This window comes from Streptomyces sp. NPDC001513, from assembly GCF_042894695.1.
Lineage (GTDB): Bacteria > Actinomycetota > Actinomycetes > Streptomycetales > Streptomycetaceae > Streptomyces.
Window position 1 is genome coordinate 162,867 of the sequence record NZ_JBIAVU010000008.1, and the last position, 18,241, is coordinate 181,107.

Below are 18,241 nucleotides of genomic sequence, written 5' to 3' on the forward strand. Positions count from 1 at the left end.
GCACACCATGGCGCTGACAAGCCCGCTATTCCACCCCGATGAGGAGCGGCGCCGAGTACCGGCCGCCCCGGTAGGTCACGGTGTCCACGGCCAGGTGGCCGTGCTGGACGTACGCCTCCAGGCGCTCGGCGAGCGCGTCCGCCACCTCGGGTCCGAGGACCAGGGTGACGAGTTCGCCGCCGGAGCCGAGCATCCGTTCCAGGACCGCCTCGGCGGTCTCGGCCAGGTCCGTGCCGATCACGGCGACGTCCCCGTCGATGAGGCCGAGCACGTCGCCGGCCTGGCAGATGCCGGCGGAGGTGAAGGACTGCCGTTCGGCGACGGCCAGTTCCCCGTACCGGGTGGCGCCGGCCGCCGCCGTCATGGCGACCACGTCCTCGTCGAAACTGCCGTCCGGGTCGTGCACGGCGAGGGCGGCCAGCCCCTGGACCGCGGAGCGGGTGGGGATCACGGCCACCCGCACCCCTTCGGCGCGGGCCTGTTCGGCCGCGGCGGCCGCGGCGGCGCGCAGCTCGGCGCCGCCCGGCAGCAGGACCACCTCGCGGGCGTGGGCGCGGCGGATGGCGTCGAGCAGTTCGGGGGCGGCGGGGACCTCTCCGGAGCGCACGAGCACGGCGGTGGCTCCCGCCTCCCCGCAGAGCCCGGCGAGTCCCTCGCCGGGGACCACGGCGACCACGGCCCGCTGGGCGCGCTCGCCGCGCCCCCGGCGCCGCTCGTCCCCGAAGTGTGTGATCCGTATCCGGTAGGGCCGCCCGGCGACGACTCCGGCCTCCACGGCCGCGCCGGGGTCGTCGACGTGCACGTGGACGTTCCACAGCCCGTCGCCGCCGACGACGACCAGGGAGTCGCCGAGCCCGTCGAGCCGTTCGCGCAGTTCGCCGACCGCCGCCTCGGAGGCCTCCAGCAGGTAGATCACCTCGTACGCGGGCCCCTCGTCCTCCTGCGCGCAGGGGTCCGCGGGCTGCGGTACGGGCACCGCCCGGCCGCGTACGGGTTCGGCGGCGGGTTCCTGCCCAGACAGCGTCTGCCACAGCGCCCCGAGTACGGCGACCAGCCCGCAGCCCCCGGCGTCGACCACCCCGGCCCGGCCGAGTGCGGCGAGCTGCCCGGGGGTCTCGGCGAGGGCGGCGCGGGCCCCGTCGTAGGCGGCGCGGGCCACGTCGGCCGCGGTCCCGGCGGCGGCTCCGGCGGCCTCGCCGGCCCGGGCGGCGGCGCCCGCGACGGTGAGCATGGTGCCCTCCACCGGGTGCGAGACGGCGGCGTACGCCTCCTCGGCGGCCCGCGTCAGCGCCTGAGCCAGCAGCGCACCGGCGCCGCGCTCCCCGGTCCCGGGCGTCCCGGAACCGGTCTCCGCGGTCCCGGGCGCCTCGGGCTCGGCGCCCAGTACGTCGGCCACTCCACGCAGCAGCTGCGCCAGGATCGTCCCGGAGTTCCCCCGGGCCCCGACGAGCGCGCCGTGCGCCCAGGCCCGTACGGCTTCGGCCAGGGAGGCGGGCGCTGTGCCCTCGGTCACCTTCGTGAAGGCGTCGTCCAGCGCGCGGTCGGCGGATTCGGCGGTGAGGTAGAGGTTGGTTCCGGTGTCCGCGTCGGCGACCGGGTAGACGTTGATCGCGTCGATGTCCTCGCGGGCCCGGCCCAGTGCGGCCAGGGCCAGCGAGCTCCAGGTGCGCACCGCTTCGGCGTCGAGCTCGTCAGGGGATTGCGGCTGCGGCTCGTGCGGCACCGGGCGTTCCTCCTTGTGCGGGCCAGGGTTCACCGCAGGGTAGCCAAGGTCTGCCCGGACGTCCGGACCGCGGGGCGGGGGCAGCGGCGGTCATGGTAGTTTTCTTGGACGGACGCAGTCGTTGTATGCTGCTCCGGTTGCCCGACGAGAGTCGGGCCATTCCCCGGCAAACCACTTCAGATCTCTGAATCCGGTGCGCCGGTTTCACTGTAATTGCATCTGAAGTCTTGGAGTGACCTGTGGCTGCCAACTGCGACGTTTGCGCCAAGGGGCCGAGCTTCGGCAACAACATCTCCCACTCGCACCGCCGCACCTCGCGTCGCTGGAACCCGAACATCCAGCGCGTCCGTGCCGTGGTCAATGGGACGCCGAAGCGCCTCAACGCCTGCACCTCGTGCATCAAGGCCGGCAAGGTCTCGCGCTGACGCCTCCCGTCGTAGCGCAGCCCTTTCCGGTTGCCAAAAAGGCCGGTTCACCTCTGGTGAACCGGCCTTTTGCCTTGTCCGGCGGGGCTCAGCGCCACCGCCAGGCGTGATCCACCGGGCCGATGCCCCCGCCGAGCGCGAAGCCGGCGGCGATGGCGCCCGTGACGTACTCCTTGGCGGCCGTGACCGCCTCCGGGACGGCCAGTCCCTTGGCCAGGCCCGCCGCGATCGCGCTGGCGAGGGTGCAGCCCGTGCCGTGGGTGTGCCGGTTGTCGTGGCGGGGGGCGCGCAGCCACCGCTCCTCGGCGCCGTCGGTGAGCAGGTCCACCGCCTCGTCGCCGTGCGCCGCGAGGTGTCCGCCCTTGATCAGCGCCCACCGCGGCCCGAAGCCGAGGATCGCGTCGGCGGCCCGCCGCATGTCGTCCTCGGTCTCCACCCGTACGCCCGTGAGCTGCGCCACCTCGTCCAGGTTGGGCGTGGCCACGGTGGCCCGCGGCAGCAGCTCCTTGCGTACGGCGTCCAGCGCGGAGACGGCGAGCAGCGCGTCCCCGTGCTTGGAGACGCCCACCGGGTCCACGACGGCGGGGGCGGGGGTGTCGGCGAGCAGCGCCGCCACCGTCTCGACCAGCACGGCGGAGGACAGCATCCCGGTCTTCACGGCCTGGACGCCGATGTCGTCCACGACGGCCCGGTACTGGGCCGTGACGGCCTCTGCGGGCAGCTCCCAGGCTCCCCGCACCCCGAGCGAGTTCTGTGCCGTCACGGCCGTCACGACGCTCATGCCGTGCACGCCGAGGGCGAGCATCGTCTTGAGATCGGCCTGGATGCCCGCGCCGCCGCCGGAGTCGGATCCGGCGACGGTCAGGCACAGCGGCGGGGCCGTGCTCACGGCGCGCCGTCCTGGGCGGCCGGGTCGGCCCCGAAGTGGTCCCAGCCGCCGGTGCTGGTCCAGGGCGCGCCGTCCACGGTCACCTGGGGCAGCGCGGAGCGGTTCAGCACCTCGCCGATGACCTTCCAGCGGGCGGGGAGCTTCACGTCGGGCGGGAAGGTCGCCACGATCGCGTGGTCCTCTCCCCCGGTGAGCACCCACTGCAGCGGGTCCACGCCGACGGCCTGCCCGATGTCGTGCATCTGGGTCGGGATGTCGACGGCCCCCGAGTGCAGGTCGATCCGTACCTTGCTGGCCTCGGCGATGTGCCCGAGGTCGGCGATCAGGCCGTCGCTGACGTCGGTCATGGCGGTGGCGCCGAGCCCGGCGGCCGCGGGACCCGCGTGGTACGGCGGTTCGGGGCGCCGGTGCGCCTCCACGAACGCCCGCGGGGAGCGGAAGCCGCGCGAGAGCACGGCGAAGCCGGCGGCGGACCAGCCCAGCCAGCCGGTGACGGCGACGACGTCGCCGGGCTGGGCGCCGGAGCGCAGCACGGGCTCGTGGTTGCGCAGGTCGCCGAGGGCGGTGATGGCGACGGTGATGACGTCGCCGCGGACCACGTCCCCGCCGACCACGGCCGCGCCGGCGACCTGGCACTCGTCGCGGATGCCGTCCATCAGCTCGGTGGGCCAGGTGACCGGGAGTTCGGCGGGGACGACGAGGCCGAGGAGCAGCGCGGTCGGCACCGCGCCCATGGCGGCGATGTCGGCGAGGTTCTGCGCGGCGGCCTTGCGGCCGACGTCGTAGGCCGTGGACCAGTCGCGCCGGAAGTGCCGGCCTTCGAGGAGGATGTCGGTGCTCGCCACGACCCTCCGGTCGGGGGCCGACACCACCGCGGCGTCGTCGCCCGGTCCGAGCCGGACCGCCGGGGTGGTGGTGAGCCGTGAGGTGAGCTCCCTGATCAGCCCGAACTCCCCCAGCTCGCCCACAGTGCCCTTCATCGCTGTGCCCCTTCTTGGCCAGTCCGCTTGCGGTCGCGAGCCGTCACAGCTCTGGGTACCGTCAACAGATACGTCAACTTCTGCTCTCCGTACGCCCCGCTGTGCGTGGCGCCGGGCCCGCAGGTCTCCCCGCGGCGCACGGCGACGCGGTACCGTGGCGTCCCTTCTTCCCCCGGCCCTGTCGAGCGTGTGGGGCCCACCCGAAGGTTAGGGGAAATGATCCTCGTGGCCGCCCTGGAGGTTCCGTGGTACAGGCGTACATCCTTATCCAGACCGAGGTGGGCAAGGCGTCGTTCGTCGCCGAGTCCATCGGCCAGATCCCGGGGGTGATCCAGGCCGAGGACGTGACCGGCCCGTACGACGTGATCGTGCGCGCCCAGGCCGACACCGTGGACGACCTCGGCCGCATGGTCGTGGCCAAGGTCCAGCAGGTGGACGGGATCACCCGCACCTTGACCTGCCCGGTGGTCCATCTGTAGCCCCCGTCTACTCTTGGCCGGTGATGACCATTCACCGCCGGCCCCTCCGTGTCCTGGCCCTGCCCGCCGCGCTGGCCCTGCTGGGCCTCGCGGCGTGCTCACCGGGCGATTCCGAGGCCCGGGTGGATCCGCCGCCCACGCCGCCCGCCGCCATCGGGGAGCTCTGTGCGGCACTGCACAAGGAGCTTCCGGAGACGGTGGCCGGCCTGGAGCGGACCCGGACCGATCCGGAGTCCGCTCTGACGGCCGCGTGGGGCGGCTCGGCGATCGTACTGCGGTGCGGTGTCCCCAAGCCCCCCGAGATGCTGGATGAGAAGCAGGAGGGCGTCCACGTCAACGACGTCGCCTGGCTGCTGGACAAGCAGTCCGACGGGGGGTTCCGTTTCGTCTCCGGGATGCGGAAGGCGTATACGGAGGTCCTGGTCGACAAGGAGCATGCCACGGACGCGGGGATGCTGGTCGGGCTGTCCGCGGCGATCTCCAAGACGGTGCCCTTGGGCTTCTCCTCCTACTGATCCCCGCCGGCCCCGGCCGGCGGACCGCTCGCACTCACAGCGACCGCCCGCCGGGCATCCCGGCGGGCGGTCGTCGTGCTTTCGCGTGCCGTCCTAGCGCAGTCCGGTGGAGCGGCCGAGGGCGGCCTGGATCAGGCGGTCCACCAGCTCCGGGTAGGCGACGCCCGTCTTCTGCCACATCAGCGGGTACATGGAGATCGGCGTGAAGCCCGGCATCGTGTTGATCTCGTTGATGACGAAGGTGCCGTCCTCGGTGAGGAAGAAGTCGGCGCGCACGAGGCCCTCGCAGGACGCGGCCTCGAAGGCCTCGATCGCGAGCCGCTGCACCTCGGCGGTCTGCTCCGGGGTGAGCGGGGCGGGCACGATCCCGGAGGCGGAGTCGATGTACTTCGCCTCGAAGTCGTAGAAGTCGTGGCTGGAGACCGGCGGGATCTCGGCGGGCACGCTGGCGCGCGGACCGTCCTCGAACTCCAGGACCCCGCACTCGATCTCGCGGCCGCGCAGCAGCGCCTCCACGATGATCTTCGGGTCGTGGCGCCGGGCCTCCTTGACGGCGGCGTCCAGGCCGGACGCGTCGTCGACCTTGGTGATGCCGATGGAGGAGCCGGCCCGGGCGGGCTTGATGAACAGGGGCCAGCCGTGTTCGGCGGCGAAGTCCAGGATCTTCGCCTTGGCGGCGTCGCGGTCGGCTTCCCACTCGCGCGGGCGGATGGTCACGTACGGGCCGACGCGCAGCCCGAAGGAGGTGAACACCCGCTTCATGTAGTCCTTGTCCTGGCCGACGGCCGAGGCGAGGACGCCGGAGCCGACGTACGGGATGCCGGACAGCTCCAGGAGGCCCTGGAGGGTGCCGTCCTCGCCGTACGGGCCGTGCAGGACGGGGAAGACGACGTCGACCTCGCCGAGGGCCTTCGGAACGGCGCCCGGCTCCGTGTAGACGACCTGGCGGCTCGCCGGGTCGACCGAGAGCACGACGGCGCCGTCCTCGGAGTCGGCGAGCTCCTCGACGCTCGGGAGCCGGCGGTCGGCGATGGCCATCCGCTCGGGCTCGTCGGCGGTCAGCGCCCATCGGCCGTCCGTGGTGATGCCGATGGGCAGCACCTCGTACTTGGACCGGTCGATGGAGCGCAGCACGGCGCCCGCCGTGACGACCGAGATGGCGTGTTCCGAGCTGCGGCCGCCGAACACGACGGCCACGCGGGGCTTGCGGCCCTGCTGCTCAGGGGTCTGGGGGAGGTTCTCGCTGCTCATATCGCCACGAGAGTACCCGCTCATGCGTCCGGAATGGAGTCAGCGACGTTCCGGTTTGGCGCTGCGGCCCATCAGTTCCTTCAGCGCGACCAGGGTCGGCTTGCCGTGGTGGACGATGTCCACGACGGTGTCGGTGATGGGCATGTCGACCCCGTGGCGGCGGGCCAGATCGGCCACCGACTGGCAGGACTTGACGCCCTCGGCGGTCTGCTTGGTGACCGCGATGGTCTCCTCCAGGGTCATCCCGCGGCCGAGGTTGGTGCCGAAGGTGTGGTTCCGGGAGAGCGGCGAGGAGCAGGTGGCGACCAGGTCGCCGAGGCCCGCGAGGCCGGAGAAGGTGAGCGGGTCGGCGCCCATCGCCACGCCCAGCCGGGTGGCTTCGGCGAGTCCGCGGGTGATGAGGGAGCCCTTGGTGTTGTCGCCCAGGCCCATGCCGTCCGCGATGCCGACGGCGAGGCCGATGACGTTCTTGACGGCGCCGCCGAGTTCGCAGCCGGTGACGTCGGTGCTCGTGTACGGGCGGAAGTACGGGGTGTGGCAGGCGGCCTGGAGGCGCTGCGCCACGGTCTCGTCCACGCAGGCGACGACGGAGGCGGCGGGCTGGCGGGCGGCGATCTCGGCGGCCAGGTTGGGGCCGGTGACGACGGCGATGCGCTCGGCGGGGACCTTGGCCACCTCCTCGATGACCTCGCTCATCCGCTTGGCGGTGCCCAGTTCGATGCCCTTCATGAGGGAGACGAGCACCGTGTCGGGGGCCAGCAGGGGCGCCCAGGCGGCGAGGTTGTCGCGCAGCGTCTGGGAGGGGATGGCGAGGACGGTGAAGTCGGCGCCGGCCGCGGCCTCGGCCGGGTCGGTGGTGGCCCGCAGGTTCGCGGGGAGTTCGACGTCGGGGAAGTAGTCCGGGTTGGTCCGGCCGGTGTTGATGGCGTCGACCACCTCCTGCCGGCGGCCCCAGAGGGTCACCTCGCACCCCGCGTCGGCGAGCACGATGGCGAAGGCCGTGCCCCAGGAGCCTGTTCCGAAGACGGTCGCCTTCACGGGACGTGTCACTTCTTGCCCTCCCCTGCGGCCTTGCGCCGCTGTTCCGCCCTGGCGTTGCGATGGTCGTACGGCTGCTCGGGCGCGGTCTCTCCCCGCACCTCCTCCAGCAGCGCGGTGATGGCGGCCATGATGACCTCGGTGACCTCCTTGAGCACGTCCGGAGTGGGCTCGCGGTCGTAGAAGGCGGAGAGGTCCACCGGCGGTCCGGCGAGCACCCGGAGGGTCTTGCGCGGGAAGAGCCGGACCTTGTTCTCCTTGGCGTACGGCGGCATCGCGAGGTTCGCGCCCCACTGGGCCACCGGGATGACGGGCGCCCGGGTGACCAGCGCGACACGGGCGGCGCCGGTCTTGCCGGCCATCGGCCACATGTCGGGGTCGCGGGTGAGGGTGCCTTCCGGGTAAAAGGCCACGCATTCGCCGCGCTCGATCGCGTCCACCGCGGCCCGGAATGCGTCCAGGGCGTTGGTGCTCTCCCGGTAGACGGGGATCTGGCCGGAGCCGCGCAGGATCGACCCGACAATAGGGACCTTGAAGAGGGCGGCCTTCGCGAGCAATCGGGGCACTCGGCCGGTGTTGTACTGGAAGTGCGCGTACGAGAGCGGGTCCAGATACGAGTTGTGATTGACGGCGGTGATAAAGCCGCCCTCGGCCGGAATGTGCTCCATTCCCCGCCAGTCCCGCTTGAAGAGCACTACCAGCGGCGGTTTTGCGATGACCGCCGCCAGGCGGTACCAGAAGCCGATTCTGCGGCGGGACACTCGGACACCTTTCCTCTGGACCGGTGGGCGGGGGTACCTCCCAGCGGAGGCTGGGGGAGCTTGGGCACCTCGTCGGCCGGACAAGTGTCGCCCCGGGGCCGGTCTCTGTCGAGAACACCGTACGCCCCGCTCACGCCACCGGGCTCCCGGGTCGCCCGGGCGGGGGCGACAATGGGCCGACACATGACCCGGCCATGACCCGACCATGGTCCGGGGATGGACCGGAGCGCACCGCAGGGAAGGGGTCCGTCACGAACGCCGTCTGGAGTCTGGTGGTCCCGCTGAAGCCTCTGGCGGTGGCCAAGAGCCGTCTCGCGGCAGCCGTGGGCGCCTCCCGTCCGGGGCTCGCGCTGGCCTTCGCGCAGGACACCGTCGCAGGGGCTCTGGCCTGCGCGGCGGTCGCGGATGTGGTGGTCGTCACGGACGACGCGGCGGCCGGTGCGGAACTGTCCCGGCTGGGCGCGCGGATCGTGCCGGACGCCCCGGCGGCCGGGCTCAACGCGGCGCTGGCCCACGGGGCGCGGGCGGTGCGGTCGGGGCGGCCCGGTGCCGCGGTGGCCGCGATGAACGCCGATCTGCCGGCGCTGCGGGCCCCCGAATTGCTACGCGTGCTCGAAAACGCCTCGGTATTTCCACGGGCATTTCTGGCGGATGCGGCCGGAATCGGGACGACCTTGCTTTCCGCTGCGCCGGACGTGGAATTGGCCCCCTCCTTCGGCGGGCCGTCACGGGCCAGGCATTCGGCCTCGGGGGCGGTGGAAATCGCTCTGGCGGACGTCGACAGCGTGCGCCGGGACGTGGACACGGCGGCGGATCTGCGGACGGCGCTCGCCCTCGGTGTGGGGCGTCACACGGCCCGATACAGTGCCGGTATGCAGGCGACCGCGTACACGTACGACTCCCAGACCCGCAGCGGCAGCGTGCTGCTGGACGACGGCACCCCGGTGCCCTTCGAGGCCCCGGCCTTCGACGCGGGCGGCCTGCGGCTGCTGCGGCCCGGGCAGCGGGTCCGGATCGAGACGGACGGCGAGGGCGCGGGCCTGCGCATCACCCTGGTGACGCTGCAGACCTTCTGAGGGCCCGGCCGGCCGGACAGTCGGACGGCCGTCCGGCCGTCTGACCTGCGACGGAACGCACCGCGGGCCGGCTTCCCCAACAGGGGGAAGCCGGCCCGGCGTGTGTGACCCGTACCCCTACTTCTTGCGGGCCGTGGTCTTCTTCGCGGTGGCCTTGCGCGTCGCCGTCTTCTTGGCGGGCGCCTTCGTCGCGGCGGTGACCTTCTTGGCCGCCGGGGCGGTCTTCTTCGCGGCGGCCGTGGTCTTCTTCGCCGTGGCCGTGGCCTTCTTGGCGGTCGCGGTCGCCTTCTTCGCGGTGGCCGTGGCCTTCTTCGCCGTGGCCGTGCTCTTCACCGCCGCCTTCTTGACGGTCGCGGTGGCCTTCTTCGCCGTCACCTTCTTTGCGACCGCGGTCTTTGCCGCGGCCTTCTTGGCGGTGGTGGCCTTCTTCGCGACGGCCTTCTTGACCGTCGCGGAGGCGCCACCGGTGAGGCTGCCCTTGGGCGCCTTCTTCACCGACACCTCGCCGCCCTTGGGCAGCTTCTTGGTGCCGCTGACCAGGTCCTTGAAGCCCTGGCCGGCGCGGAATCGGGGCACCGAGGTCTTCTTGACCCGGACGCGCTCTCCCGTCTGCGGGTTGCGGGCGTAACGGGCCGGGCGGTCGACCTTCTCGAACGAGCCGAAGCCCGTGACCGAGACCCGGTCGCCCGCGACGGTAGCGCGGACGATCGCGTCCAGTACCGCGTCGACAGCGTCCGCGGCCTGCTGGCGGCCGCCCAGCTTGTCGGCAATCGCTTCTACGAGCTGCGCCTTGTTCACGTCTTCCCCTTCGGAGACTTCGCCAGAACGAATGTGTTCAAGCTTATTTCGCACGTTAGGCGGATATATACCGCAAATCAAACACGAAACGGGCTAATCACCCTAGTGCCGCAACGCCGGAGGACGTTACGGAGTTCCTTCGCATCAGTCGCCTTCAGGGAATCGACCCTCGTCGAGGTCCTTCATCAACCTGTCCAGGCGCCTTGCCGCATCGGCGAGATCGTGCTTCGCCGCGGACGTGACGACCAACAGCTTCCGGGACAGCGCCATCCTTACGCCCTCCGGGACTTGCAGTGAGCGCACCCGTGTGTGTGCTTCTTTCAACCGGTCCGCGACGAGTTCGTAGAGCTCGAGTTGACTGTCGCGTTCCATGCACAGATTGTGCCATCTGGGGCGAGTTGTCGCCTCACGGGGCCTCAACAAACGGCTGTGCCCCCCGCCGGAAGGCGGGGGGCACAGTGTTGCCGATGTGATCACCCTAGGGTGAATAAGCGCTGATCAGGCAGGAATCAGGCCCGAATCGTGCGCGGCTTGAAGGCCGGGCGGGTGCTTTCGTACTCAGCGATGTCCGCTTCGTTCTGAAGGGTGAGCGAGATGTCGTCCAGGCCCTCCAGCAGGCGCCAGCGGGCGTTGTCGTCGAGCTCGAACTCCGCGACGACGCCCTCCGCTCGCACCTGGCGGTCGACCAGGTCGACCGTGATCTCGGCGGTGGGGTCCGCCTCGGTCAGCTTCCACAGCCGCTCGACGGTCTCCTGCGGCAGCACGACCGTCAGCAGGCCGTTCTTCAGCGAGTTCCCGCGGAAGATGTCGGCGAAGCGGGAGGAGATGACCGTCTTGAAGCCGAAGTTCTGCAGGGCCCAGACGGCGTGCTCGCGCGAGGAACCCGTACCGAAGTCGGGGCCGGCGACCAGCACGGTCGCGCCGGCGCGCTCCGGGCGGTTCGTGACGAACTCCGGGTCCTTGCGCCAGGCCTCGAAGAGCCCGTCCTCGAACCCGTCGCGGGTGATCTTCTTCAGCCAGTGGGCCGGGATGATCTGGTCGGTGTCGACGTTGCTGCGGCGCAGCGGGACGGCCCGGCCGGTGTGGGTGGTGAAGGCTTCCATGGTTCAGACTCCGGCGGTCGCGTCGGCGGCGGACAGGTCGGCGGGCGAGGCCAGATGGCCCAGCACCGCGGTGGCGGCGGCCACCTGCGGGGAGACCAGGTGGGTGCGCCCGCCCTTGCCCTGCCGGCCCTCGAAGTTGCGGTTGGAGGTGGACGCGGAGCGCTCACCGGGCGCCAGTTGGTCGGGGTTCATGCCCAGGCACATCGAGCAGCCCGCGTGCCGCCATTCGGCGCCGGCCTCCTTGAAGACCTTGTCCAGGCCCTCTTCCACGGCCTGCAGGGCGACGCGGACCGAGCCCGGGACGACCAGCATCCGTACGCCGTCGGCGACTTTGCGGCCCTCGATGATGCCGGCGACGGCGCGCAGGTCCTCGATGCGGCCGTTGGTGCAGGAACCTACGAAGACGGTGTCGACCTTGATGTCGCGCAGGGCCTGTCCGGCGGTCAACCCCATGTACTCCAGGGCCTTTTCGGCGGCCTGGCGCTCCGAAGCGTCCTCGTACGAAGCCGGGTCGGGGACGTTGGCCGACAGGGGTGCGCCCTGGCCCGGGTTGGTGCCCCACGTGACGAACGGGGACAGCGTGGTGCCGTCGATGACGACCTCCGCGTCGAAGACCGCGTCGTCGTCGGTGCGCAGGGTCTTCCAGTACGTGACCGCCGCGTCCCAGTCCTCGCCCTCGGGGGCGTGGTCACGGCCCTGGAGGTAGTCGAAGGTGGTCTGGTCGGGGGCGATCATGCCCGCGCGGGCGCCGGCCTCGATCGACATGTTGCAGATGGTCATGCGGGCTTCCATCGAGAGCTGCTCGATGGCCTCGCCGCGGTACTCCAGGATGTAGCCCTGGCCGCCGCCGGTGCCGATCCTGGCGATGATCGCCAGGATCAGGTCCTTGGCGGTGACGCCCTCGGCCAGCGCGCCGGTGACGGTGATCGCCATCGTCTTCGGGCGGGCCAGCGGCAGCGTCTGGGTCGCCAGCACGTGCTCGACCTGGCTGGTGCCGATGCCGAAGGCCAGCGCGCCGAAGGCGCCGTGCGTGGAGGTGTGCGAGTCACCGCAGACCACGGTGGTGCCGGGCTGGGTGAGTCCCAGCTGCGGTCCCACCACGTGGACGACCCCCTGCTCGACGTCGCCCAGCGAGTGCAGGCGGACACCGAACTCGGCGCAGTTCGCCCGCAGCGTCTCCAGCTGGGCCCGGGAGACGGGGTCGGCGATCGGCTTGTCGATGTCGATGGTGGGGGTGTTGTGGTCCTCGGTCGCGATGGTGAGGTCGAGGCGTCGGACCTTGCGGCCGGCCTGGCGCAGACCCTCGAAGGCCTGCGGGCTGGTCACCTCGTGCAGCAGGTGCAGATCAATGAAGAGGAGGTCGGGCTCGCCTTCGGCGCGCCGGACGACATGGTCGTCCCAGACCTTCTCCGCGAGTGTCCTACCCATCGCTTTCCCTCCGGCCGGCCGGTTGTGCCGGCGCTTCATAGAGATCTTGTGCGCCTGTCGTCCGTACCCCACGTCCTGGACGACGGCTCGGACCCAGTGGTTCGTGGACCCGCACATACAGACTCGCTGGTTCTTGGAAAAATTGAACTTGCGTTTCACAGTGTGAGACGCGAATATCGTTTCATGGACAACTCTAGCGGCGTCGGCGTTCTCGACAAGGCAGCTCTGGTACTGAGCGCACTGGAGTCCGGTCCGGCCACCCTCGCCGGGCTGGTCGCGGCGACAGGGCTCGCACGACCCACGGCACATCGCCTTGCCGTGGCACTGGAACACCACCGGATGGTGGCGAGGGACATGCAGGGCCGGTTCATCCTCGGTCCGCGGCTGGCGGAGCTCGCCGCCGCGGCCGGCGAGGACCGCCTGCTGGCCACGGCGGGACCGGTACTCACCCACCTCCGTGACGTGACGGGCGAGAGCGCGCAGCTCTACCGCCGTCAGGGAGACATGCGCATCTGCGTGGCGGCCGCGGAGCGGCTGTCGGGCCTTCGGGACACCGTCCCGGTGGGCTCCACGCTCCCGATGAAGGCCGGCTCGGCCGCGCAGATCCTGATGGCCTGGGAGGAGCCCGAGCGGCTCCACCGCGGGTTGCAGGGCGCGCGCTTCACGGCGACGGCGCTCTCGGGCGTACGGCGTCGCGGCTGGGCGCAGTCGATCGGCGAGCGGGAGCCCGGCGTGGCCTCCGTCTCGGCGCCGGTGCGCGGGCCGTCGAACCGCGTGGTGGCCTCCGTGTCGGTCTCCGGACCGATCGAGCGGCTGACCCGCCACCCGGGCCGGATGCACGCCCAGGCCGTCATCGACGCGGCCGCTCGCCTCACGGAGGCCCTGCGCCGCTCCGGCTGAGCCCTCCCGGCCCCGAAGGCCTCCCCCATCCGTCCCCCGGGCCCGGGGGCGCGTACGACGCCGCACACGTCCGAACACGCGCCTCCGGGCCCGCACTTACGTCCACGCCCGCAACGCCCGCGCCCGTACGCGCTCCTGCGCCGGCGCAACGCGAAGAGGCCCTCCGCGATGAACGCGGAGGGCCTCTTCGATGCGTACCCCCGACCGGATTCGAACCGGCGCTACCGCCTTGAGAGGGCGGCGTGCTAGGCCGCTACACAACGGGGGCTAGCTGGTGTTGCTGTTACTGCGCTGGGCTACCAGGACTCGAACCTAGAATAAGGGAACCAGAAACCCTCGTGTTGCCAATTACACTATAGCCCAAAGTGGTCTAGACCAGACCAACAGTACCCCCGACCGGATTCGAACCGGCGCTACCGCCTTGAGAGGGCGGCGTGCTAGGCCGCTACACAACGGGGGCCCTAGCGATCCTGCATCAAGACGTCCGGGTGCGACCCTGGAGATCTCGCGGGAAGGATCTGTACCCCCGACCGGATTCGAACCGGCGCTACCGCCTTGAGAGGGCGGCGTGCTAGGCCGCTACACAACGGGGGCAAAGCACTGCGTTACTACTGCACTGCGCTGGGGTACCAGGACTCGAACCTAGAATAAGGGAACCAGAAACCCTCGTGTTGCCAATTACACTATACCCCACCAAAAGTCAACCCCTTGGCGGGGTTTTCCTTCGGGTGGCGCCTCCGTCCGGCCTTTCGGCCCGCTCCGGCGGCGCAGAAAGAACATTACCGGATGCCTGACCGTGCTCCAAAACGGGTATCCCCTGCCAGCAGCTCCGGGAGCTGGTCAAGGCCCTGGATGCGGTACGCGCCGTCCGGTCCGGGCCCGCGGCCGCCGTCGCGGTCGATCCAGACCGCCAGCAGCCCGGCGTCACGGGCCCCGCGCGCGTCGATCTCGGGCTGGTCCCCCACGTACGCCACCTCTCCCGGCGGCAGCCCGAGCGCCTCGCACGCGGCGAGGAACGCCGCCGCCTCGGGCTTGCTGACGCCGAGTTCGACCGCGCAGACCAGCACCTCGAAGCGGTCGCGCAGCCCGAGGTGACGCAGTTTGGGGTCCTGGTTGGCGCTGGAGGAGTTGGAGAGCACCCCGTGCCGGTAGCCGGCCGCGAGGACGTCCAGCACGGGCACCACGTCGGGGAAGACGGTCCAGGCGGCCTTGTAGTGCTCGACGTAGCGGTCGAACCAGGCGTCGGCCTCGTCCGCGGTCATCCCGGGCCGCTCCAGGAACTCCCGCACCCGGTCCTGCCGCTGCCCCTGGAAACTTCCCTCACCGGCGGCGAAGCGCGCCCAGTGCCGGTCGGTGATCTCCCGCCACAGCGCGAGCGCCTGCGCGGGGGTGCCGTACCGGTCCGCGAGTTCCTCGGTGTCCAGCTGCCGCGCGAGCCCGGCGGCATCGGCCCCCGTGTAGTCGAAGAGGGTGTCGTCGATGTCCCACAGCACGGCGCGGATCGGCATAGGGCCGAGCCTACGCGGTAGCCTCGCGCTCCGGCGGCACGACGAAGAAGTCGGTGAGGAAGCTGGTCACGCCGCCGCGCTCGTCCCGCCCGGTCCAGGTCGGATACACGCCGTCGCCCCAGCCTGACTGGAAGACCGCCACCTGGTGGCCTTCGGGGCCGGTGATGACGTACGGGCCGGGATGCCGGTACCCGTCGGCGAGGAACGGGGCGCGCAGCAGCTCGCGGGTGGCCTCGCGGTCGGCGAAGTCCGGCCAGGCGGCCGCGTCGTGGAACGCACCGAGGCCCGCGTCCACTCCGTAGCCCTGCAACTCGTCCGGCCCGAGGTCGCCCGCGCGCCGCGCGCTGCTGAGCGCCGGCTCCCAGGACGCCGTCGGTTCCTCCGTGATCACGAGCCGCACGGCGGCGAGGTCCCGATAGGGCGACGCCTGCGGCGGCTCGTCGGCCAGGGACCAGGTGACGAGTGCCGCTTCCAGCCGGTAGCGGCCCGGGCTCACCTGATCGTGGAACGGGGGTACGCCCTCCTCCAGGACCGGATAGGCCATCGGATCGCAGGCCACGAGCCGCCCGCTCGGCAGCCACAGCGTGCCCCCGGCGGCCACGGACAGGGTCCCGAGGTCCCCGTTCTCGTCCCGGAAGGCGTTGCCCGGCGTGAAGTGCCAGGAGAAATCGGGGGCGGCCGGCGGCATCGCGGGTCCTTCCGGGTCGAGGGCGGGAACGCCGAAGGGGCGGCGGCCGGGGATCCGGCTGCCGCCCCCTGCGGGACGTACGGGGAGAGCTACGCGGCCAGCTTGGCCAGCGTCGCGTCGATGCGGGCCAGGGAGCGGTCCTTGCCCAGGATCTCCAGGGACTCGAACAGCGGCAGGCCGACCGTGCGGCCGGTGACGGCCACGCGGACCGGGGCCTGGGCCTTGCCGAGCTTGAGGCCGTGGGCCTCGCCCGCGGTCAGGACGGCCTGCTTGAGGGACTCGGGGTCCGACCAGTCGGCGTTCGCCAGGTTCTCGCGCGCCGTCGTCAGGAGGGCCGCCGGCTCGCCCTTCATCGCCTTGTCCCACGAGGCCTGGTCCTCGACCGGCTCCTTCAGGAAGAGGAAGTCGACGTTGGCCGTGATGTCCGACAGGACGGTGACGCGGGTCTGGGCGTACGGGGCGATGCGCTCCCAGGCCGCGGCGTCGAAGTCCTCGGGCGCCCAGTTGGCGTGCGGGGCCCGCAGCCACGGGGCGCAGGCGTCCGCGAAGGCCTTCGGGTCGAGCAGGCGGATGTGGTCGCCGTTGATCGACTCGGCCTTCTTCAGGTCGAAGCGCGCCGGGTTGGCGTTCACACCGTCGATGTCGAACTTCTGGACCATCTCCTCGATCGAGAAGACGTCCTGGTCCTTGGAGAAGGACCAGCCGAGGAGCGAGAGGTAGTTCAGCAGGCCCTCGGGGAGGAAGCCGCGCTCGCGGTACAGGTTGAGCGAGGCCTCGGGGTCGCGCTTGGAGAGCTTCTTGTTGCCCTCGCCCATCACGTACGGCAGGTGGCCGAACGCGGGGGTGGACTTGGCGACGCCCAGCTCGATCAGTGCCTTGTAGAGCGCGATCTGGCGGGGGGTCGAGGAGAGGAGGTCCTCGCCGCGCAGGACGTGGGTGATCTCCATGAGCGCGTCGTCGACGGGGTTGACCAGCGTGTAGAGCGGGGCGCCGTTGGCCCGGACGATGCCGAAGTCCGGCACGTTGTCCGGGGTGAAGGTCAGCTCGCCGCGGACGAGGTCGGTGAAGGTGATCGGCTCGTCGGGCATCCGGAAGCGGACGATCGCCGGGCGGTGCTCGCCCTGGTACGCCTCGACCTGCACGGTGGTGAGCTCGCGGCAGTGGCCGTCGTAGCCGGAGGGCTTGCCGGCGGCGCGGGCGGCCGCACGGCGCGCGTCGAGCTCCTCGGTGGTGCAGTAGCAGTGGTACGCGTAGCCGCCGTCGAGCAGCTTCTTCGCGACGTCCTGGTAGATGTCCATGCGCTCGGACTGGCGGTACGGGGCGTGCGGGCCGCCGACCTCGGGGCCCTCGTCCCAGGTGAAGCCGAGCCAGCGCAGCGAGGCGAGCAGCTGGTCGTACGACTCCTCGGAGTCGCGGGCCGCGTCGGTGTCCTCGATGCGGAAGACGAACGTGCCGCCGTGGTGGCGGGCGAACGCCCAGTTGAACAGGGCGGTGCGGACCAGACCCACGTGGGGGTTGCCGGTCGGGGAGGGACAGAAACGTACGCGGACAGGTCCGTTAACCACGCTTGATCACCTTGTTGGTGAGAGTGCCGATGCCTTCGATGGTGACGGCGACCTCGTCGCCGACGTTCAGGGGGCCGACTCCGGCCGGGGTCCCCGTGAGGATGACGTCGCCCGGGAGCAGCGTCATGGCCTCGGTGATGTGGACGACGAGGTCTTCGATGGAGCGGACCATGTCGCTGGTGCGGCCGAGCTGGCGCTGTTCGCCGTTCACGGTGCACTGGATGGTCAGGTCGCCCGGGTCCAGGTCGGTCTCGATCCAGGGGCCGAGGGGGCAGGCGCTGTCGAAGCCCTTGGCCCGGGCCCACTGCTTCTCCCGCTGCTGGACGTCGCGGGCGGTGACGTCGTTCGCGCAGGTGTAGCCGAGGATGACGTCCTTGACGCGTTCCCTGGGGACCTCCCGGCACATGCGGCCGATGACCACGGCGAGCTCCGCCTCGTGGTGGACGTCCTGGGAGAACGAGGGGTACGTGATCGGATCACCGGGGCCGACCACCGAGGTGGAGGGCTTGAAGAAGGTGATCGGCGCGTCCGGAACCTCGTTGCCGAGCTCTGCCGCGTGCTCCGCGTAGTTGCGGCCGATGGCCACGACCTTGTTCGGGAGCACGGGCGGCAGCAGCCGGACCTTGCTCAGCGGCACCTTCGTGCCCGAGAGCTCGAAGTCCGCGAACGGGATGCCCTTGATGATGTCAAGCACGAGCGTCGCTTCGTCGCCGGGGGCGGTGCTGCCCTCGACCGCGCCGAACGCGACATTTCCGTCGATCGAGAACCTGGCGATGCGCACGTGTTGCGTCTGCCCCTCTGTATGTCCGCCGGCTGGAGTCTGCGAACCCCAGGCTAACGCGGCGGGCGGGGACGCTTCGCGTTCCGCAGCTGTGCGGCTACTGCGCGGCGGCGGCGACCGGCGCGTCCATCAGGACCGTGCGCCGGGGGTTGGCGGTCTGCGTGGGCAGCTCGACGGAGTGTTCCGGGGTGGCCGGCGCCGCCTGCAGCTCCTCGGCGTCCTTGAGGTGCGCGAGGGTGGTGCGGCGGGGGTTGGCTATGTTGCGGAACATCATCGTCGTCGTCTTCATGGGAGTTCGGGGTCCTCGGTTCGATCTGGGAGTGTCGGCTGTCG

General features: G+C 71.3%; 19 protein-coding genes, 5 tRNA genes and 1 pseudogene. 5 read left to right on the forward strand and 20 right to left on the reverse strand.

Going from position 1 to position 18,241, the window contains the following annotated elements:
- Positions 1 to 25 precede the first annotated feature (25 nt).
- A complete protein-coding gene (locus tag ACFYZ4_RS19290; RefSeq protein ID WP_390784424.1) occupies positions 26 to 1,723 on the reverse strand; it encodes a DAK2 domain-containing protein in 1,698 nt (565 codons plus the stop codon).
- 239 nt (positions 1,724 to 1,962) lie between these two features.
- Here ACFYZ4_RS19290 and rpmB point away from each other — a divergent pair, with 239 nt between their 5' ends.
- Positions 1,963 to 2,148 carry a 50S ribosomal protein L28 gene (gene rpmB / locus ACFYZ4_RS19295; protein WP_007266795.1) on the forward strand — a complete coding sequence of 62 codons (186 nt, stop codon included), beginning with the start codon at positions 1,963 to 1,965 and terminating at the stop codon, positions 2,146 to 2,148.
- A gap of 88 nt (positions 2,149 to 2,236) precedes the next feature.
- On the opposite strand, the gene thiD is transcribed toward rpmB, so the two are convergent.
- Together thiD and ACFYZ4_RS19305 are read right to left on the reverse strand one after the other, a co-directional pair.
- On the reverse strand, positions 2,237 to 3,037 hold the full coding sequence (thiD, locus tag ACFYZ4_RS19300) for a bifunctional hydroxymethylpyrimidine kinase/phosphomethylpyrimidine kinase (protein WP_384342359.1): 801 nt from the start codon (positions 3,035 to 3,037) through the stop codon (positions 2,237 to 2,239).
- A complete protein-coding gene (locus ACFYZ4_RS19305) occupies positions 3,034 to 4,017 on the reverse strand; it encodes a thiamine-phosphate kinase (RefSeq protein WP_030708470.1) in 984 nt (327 codons plus the stop codon). Before ACFYZ4_RS19305 ends, thiD begins: the two co-directional genes overlap by 4 nt.
- 245 nt (positions 4,018 to 4,262) lie before the next feature.
- Here ACFYZ4_RS19305 and ACFYZ4_RS19310 point away from each other — a divergent pair, with 245 nt between their 5' ends.
- Complete coding sequence (locus tag ACFYZ4_RS19310; protein ID WP_351287705.1) at positions 4,263 to 4,496, forward strand: Lrp/AsnC ligand binding domain-containing protein; 234 nt, start codon at positions 4,263 to 4,265, stop codon at positions 4,494 to 4,496.
- Positions 4,497 to 4,519: 23 nt separating this feature from the next.
- On the forward strand, positions 4,520 to 5,011 hold the full coding sequence (locus ACFYZ4_RS19315) for a DUF3515 domain-containing protein (RefSeq protein ID WP_351287702.1): 492 nt from the start codon (positions 4,520 to 4,522) through the stop codon (positions 5,009 to 5,011).
- Between the two features lie 93 nt (positions 5,012 to 5,104).
- Here ACFYZ4_RS19315 and ACFYZ4_RS19320 read toward each other — a convergent pair whose 3' ends face one another.
- From ACFYZ4_RS19320 to ACFYZ4_RS19330, 3 genes are read right to left on the reverse strand one after another with little or no spacing between them, the layout of a single operon-like run.
- Positions 5,105 to 6,262: a D-alanine--D-alanine ligase family protein gene (locus ACFYZ4_RS19320; RefSeq protein ID WP_351287700.1), complete on the reverse strand. Its 1,158-nt coding sequence runs from the start codon at positions 6,260 to 6,262 to the stop codon at positions 5,105 to 5,107.
- Between the two features lie 39 nt (positions 6,263 to 6,301).
- Positions 6,302 to 7,312, reverse strand: coding sequence for an NAD(P)H-dependent glycerol-3-phosphate dehydrogenase (locus tag ACFYZ4_RS19325; protein ID WP_351287698.1), 1,011 nt, complete (start codon positions 7,310 to 7,312; stop codon positions 6,302 to 6,304).
- Entirely contained in the window at positions 7,309 to 8,061 is a 753-nt protein-coding gene (locus ACFYZ4_RS19330) for a lysophospholipid acyltransferase family protein (RefSeq protein WP_351287695.1), read from the reverse strand. The genes ACFYZ4_RS19325 and ACFYZ4_RS19330 overlap by 4 nt, the downstream gene beginning before the upstream one ends.
- Before the next feature lie 269 nt (positions 8,062 to 8,330).
- On the opposite strand from ACFYZ4_RS19330, the pseudogene cofC reads away from it, so the two are divergent.
- Positions 8,331 to 8,930: pseudogene (gene cofC, locus ACFYZ4_RS19335) on the forward strand (2-phospho-L-lactate guanylyltransferase); the annotation flags it as partial.
- Positions 8,931 to 9,254: 324 nt separating this feature from the next.
- Here cofC and ACFYZ4_RS19340 read toward each other — a convergent pair.
- The 4 genes from ACFYZ4_RS19340 to leuC form a co-directional block, all read right to left on the reverse strand.
- Entirely contained in the window at positions 9,255 to 9,935 is a 681-nt protein-coding gene (locus tag ACFYZ4_RS19340; RefSeq protein WP_351287692.1) for an HU family DNA-binding protein, read from the reverse strand.
- Positions 9,936 to 10,079: 144 nt separating this feature from the next.
- Positions 10,080 to 10,307 (reverse strand): hypothetical protein, encoded by a 228-nt coding sequence (locus ACFYZ4_RS19345; protein ID WP_351287690.1) that lies wholly within the window; start codon positions 10,305 to 10,307, stop codon positions 10,080 to 10,082.
- A 137-nt stretch (positions 10,308 to 10,444) separates the two neighbouring features.
- A complete protein-coding gene (leuD, locus tag ACFYZ4_RS19350) occupies positions 10,445 to 11,038 on the reverse strand; it encodes a 3-isopropylmalate dehydratase small subunit (protein WP_384342349.1) in 594 nt (197 codons plus the stop codon).
- A 3-nt stretch (positions 11,039 to 11,041) separates the two neighbouring features.
- Positions 11,042 to 12,466 (reverse strand): 3-isopropylmalate dehydratase large subunit, encoded by a 1,425-nt coding sequence (gene leuC / locus ACFYZ4_RS19355; RefSeq protein ID WP_390784425.1) that lies wholly within the window; start codon positions 12,464 to 12,466, stop codon positions 11,042 to 11,044.
- A gap of 183 nt (positions 12,467 to 12,649) precedes the next feature.
- Here leuC and ndgR point away from each other — a divergent pair, with 183 nt between their 5' ends.
- Positions 12,650 to 13,366, forward strand: coding sequence for an IclR family transcriptional regulator NdgR (ndgR, locus tag ACFYZ4_RS19360; protein WP_007266782.1), 717 nt, complete (start codon positions 12,650 to 12,652; stop codon positions 13,364 to 13,366).
- Positions 13,367 to 13,561: 195 nt separating this feature from the next.
- On the opposite strand, the gene ACFYZ4_RS19365 is transcribed toward ndgR, so the two are convergent.
- The 10 genes from ACFYZ4_RS19365 to ACFYZ4_RS19410 form a co-directional block, all read right to left on the reverse strand.
- Positions 13,562 to 13,634, reverse strand: a tRNA-Glu gene (locus ACFYZ4_RS19365).
- 23 nt (positions 13,635 to 13,657) lie between these two features.
- A tRNA-Gln gene (locus ACFYZ4_RS19370) sits at positions 13,658 to 13,729 on the reverse strand.
- 24 nt (positions 13,730 to 13,753) lie between these two features.
- Positions 13,754 to 13,826, reverse strand: a tRNA-Glu gene (locus tag ACFYZ4_RS19375).
- Between the two features lie 61 nt (positions 13,827 to 13,887).
- A tRNA-Glu gene (locus ACFYZ4_RS19380) sits at positions 13,888 to 13,960 on the reverse strand.
- A gap of 27 nt (positions 13,961 to 13,987) precedes the next feature.
- Positions 13,988 to 14,059 (reverse strand) — tRNA-Gln (locus ACFYZ4_RS19385).
- An 86-nt stretch (positions 14,060 to 14,145) separates the two neighbouring features.
- Entirely contained in the window at positions 14,146 to 14,874 is a 729-nt protein-coding gene (locus ACFYZ4_RS19390) for an HAD family hydrolase (RefSeq protein WP_390784426.1), read from the reverse strand.
- A 10-nt stretch (positions 14,875 to 14,884) separates the two neighbouring features.
- The gene (locus tag ACFYZ4_RS19395; protein WP_351287680.1) at positions 14,885 to 15,562 is read right to left on the reverse strand and encodes a DUF4241 domain-containing protein; all 678 of its coding nucleotides are present in this window, start codon (positions 15,560 to 15,562) and stop codon (positions 14,885 to 14,887) included.
- Positions 15,563 to 15,651: 89 nt separating this feature from the next.
- Positions 15,652 to 17,127 (reverse strand): glutamate--tRNA ligase, encoded by a 1,476-nt coding sequence (gltX, locus tag ACFYZ4_RS19400; protein ID WP_351287677.1) that lies wholly within the window; start codon positions 17,125 to 17,127, stop codon positions 15,652 to 15,654.
- Positions 17,120 to 17,908, reverse strand: coding sequence for a fumarylacetoacetate hydrolase family protein (locus tag ACFYZ4_RS19405; RefSeq protein WP_030708445.1), 789 nt, complete (start codon positions 17,906 to 17,908; stop codon positions 17,120 to 17,122). The genes gltX and ACFYZ4_RS19405 overlap by 8 nt, the downstream gene beginning before the upstream one ends.
- A gap of 97 nt (positions 17,909 to 18,005) precedes the next feature.
- A complete protein-coding gene (locus tag ACFYZ4_RS19410) occupies positions 18,006 to 18,197 on the reverse strand; it encodes a hypothetical protein (RefSeq protein WP_351287673.1) in 192 nt (63 codons plus the stop codon).
- Between the last annotated feature and the right edge of the window lie 44 nt (positions 18,198 to 18,241).

What these genes read in the sequence shown, in the direction of transcription:
- ACFYZ4_RS19410 (WP_351287673.1), bottom strand. Translation starts at nt 18,197, where the DNA reads ATGAAGACGACGACGATGATGTTCCGCAACATAGCCAACCCCCGCCGC.
- ACFYZ4_RS19320 (WP_351287700.1), bottom strand. Translation starts at nt 6,262, where the DNA reads ATGAGCAGCGAGAACCTCCCCCAGACCCCTGAGCAGCAGGGCCGCAAG.
- ACFYZ4_RS19390 (WP_390784426.1), bottom strand. Translation starts at nt 14,874, where the DNA reads ATGCCGATCCGCGCCGTGCTGTGGGACATCGACGACACCCTCTTCGAC.
- ACFYZ4_RS19345 (WP_351287690.1), bottom strand. Translation starts at nt 10,307, where the DNA reads ATGGAACGCGACAGTCAACTCGAGCTCTACGAACTCGTCGCGGACCGG.
- ACFYZ4_RS19315 (WP_351287702.1), top strand. Translation starts at nt 4,520, where the DNA reads ATGACCATTCACCGCCGGCCCCTCCGTGTCCTGGCCCTGCCCGCCGCG.
- ACFYZ4_RS19395 (WP_351287680.1), bottom strand. Translation starts at nt 15,562, where the DNA reads ATGCCGCCGGCCGCCCCCGATTTCTCCTGGCACTTCACGCCGGGCAAC.
- leuC (WP_390784425.1), bottom strand. Translation starts at nt 12,466, where the DNA reads ATGGGTAGGACACTCGCGGAGAAGGTCTGGGACGACCATGTCGTCCGG.
- ACFYZ4_RS19305 (WP_030708470.1), bottom strand. Translation starts at nt 4,017, where the DNA reads ATGAAGGGCACTGTGGGCGAGCTGGGGGAGTTCGGGCTGATCAGGGAG.
- leuD (WP_384342349.1), bottom strand. Translation starts at nt 11,038, where the DNA reads ATGGAAGCCTTCACCACCCACACCGGCCGGGCCGTCCCGCTGCGCCGC.
- ndgR (WP_007266782.1), top strand. Translation starts at nt 12,650, where the DNA reads ATGGACAACTCTAGCGGCGTCGGCGTTCTCGACAAGGCAGCTCTGGTA.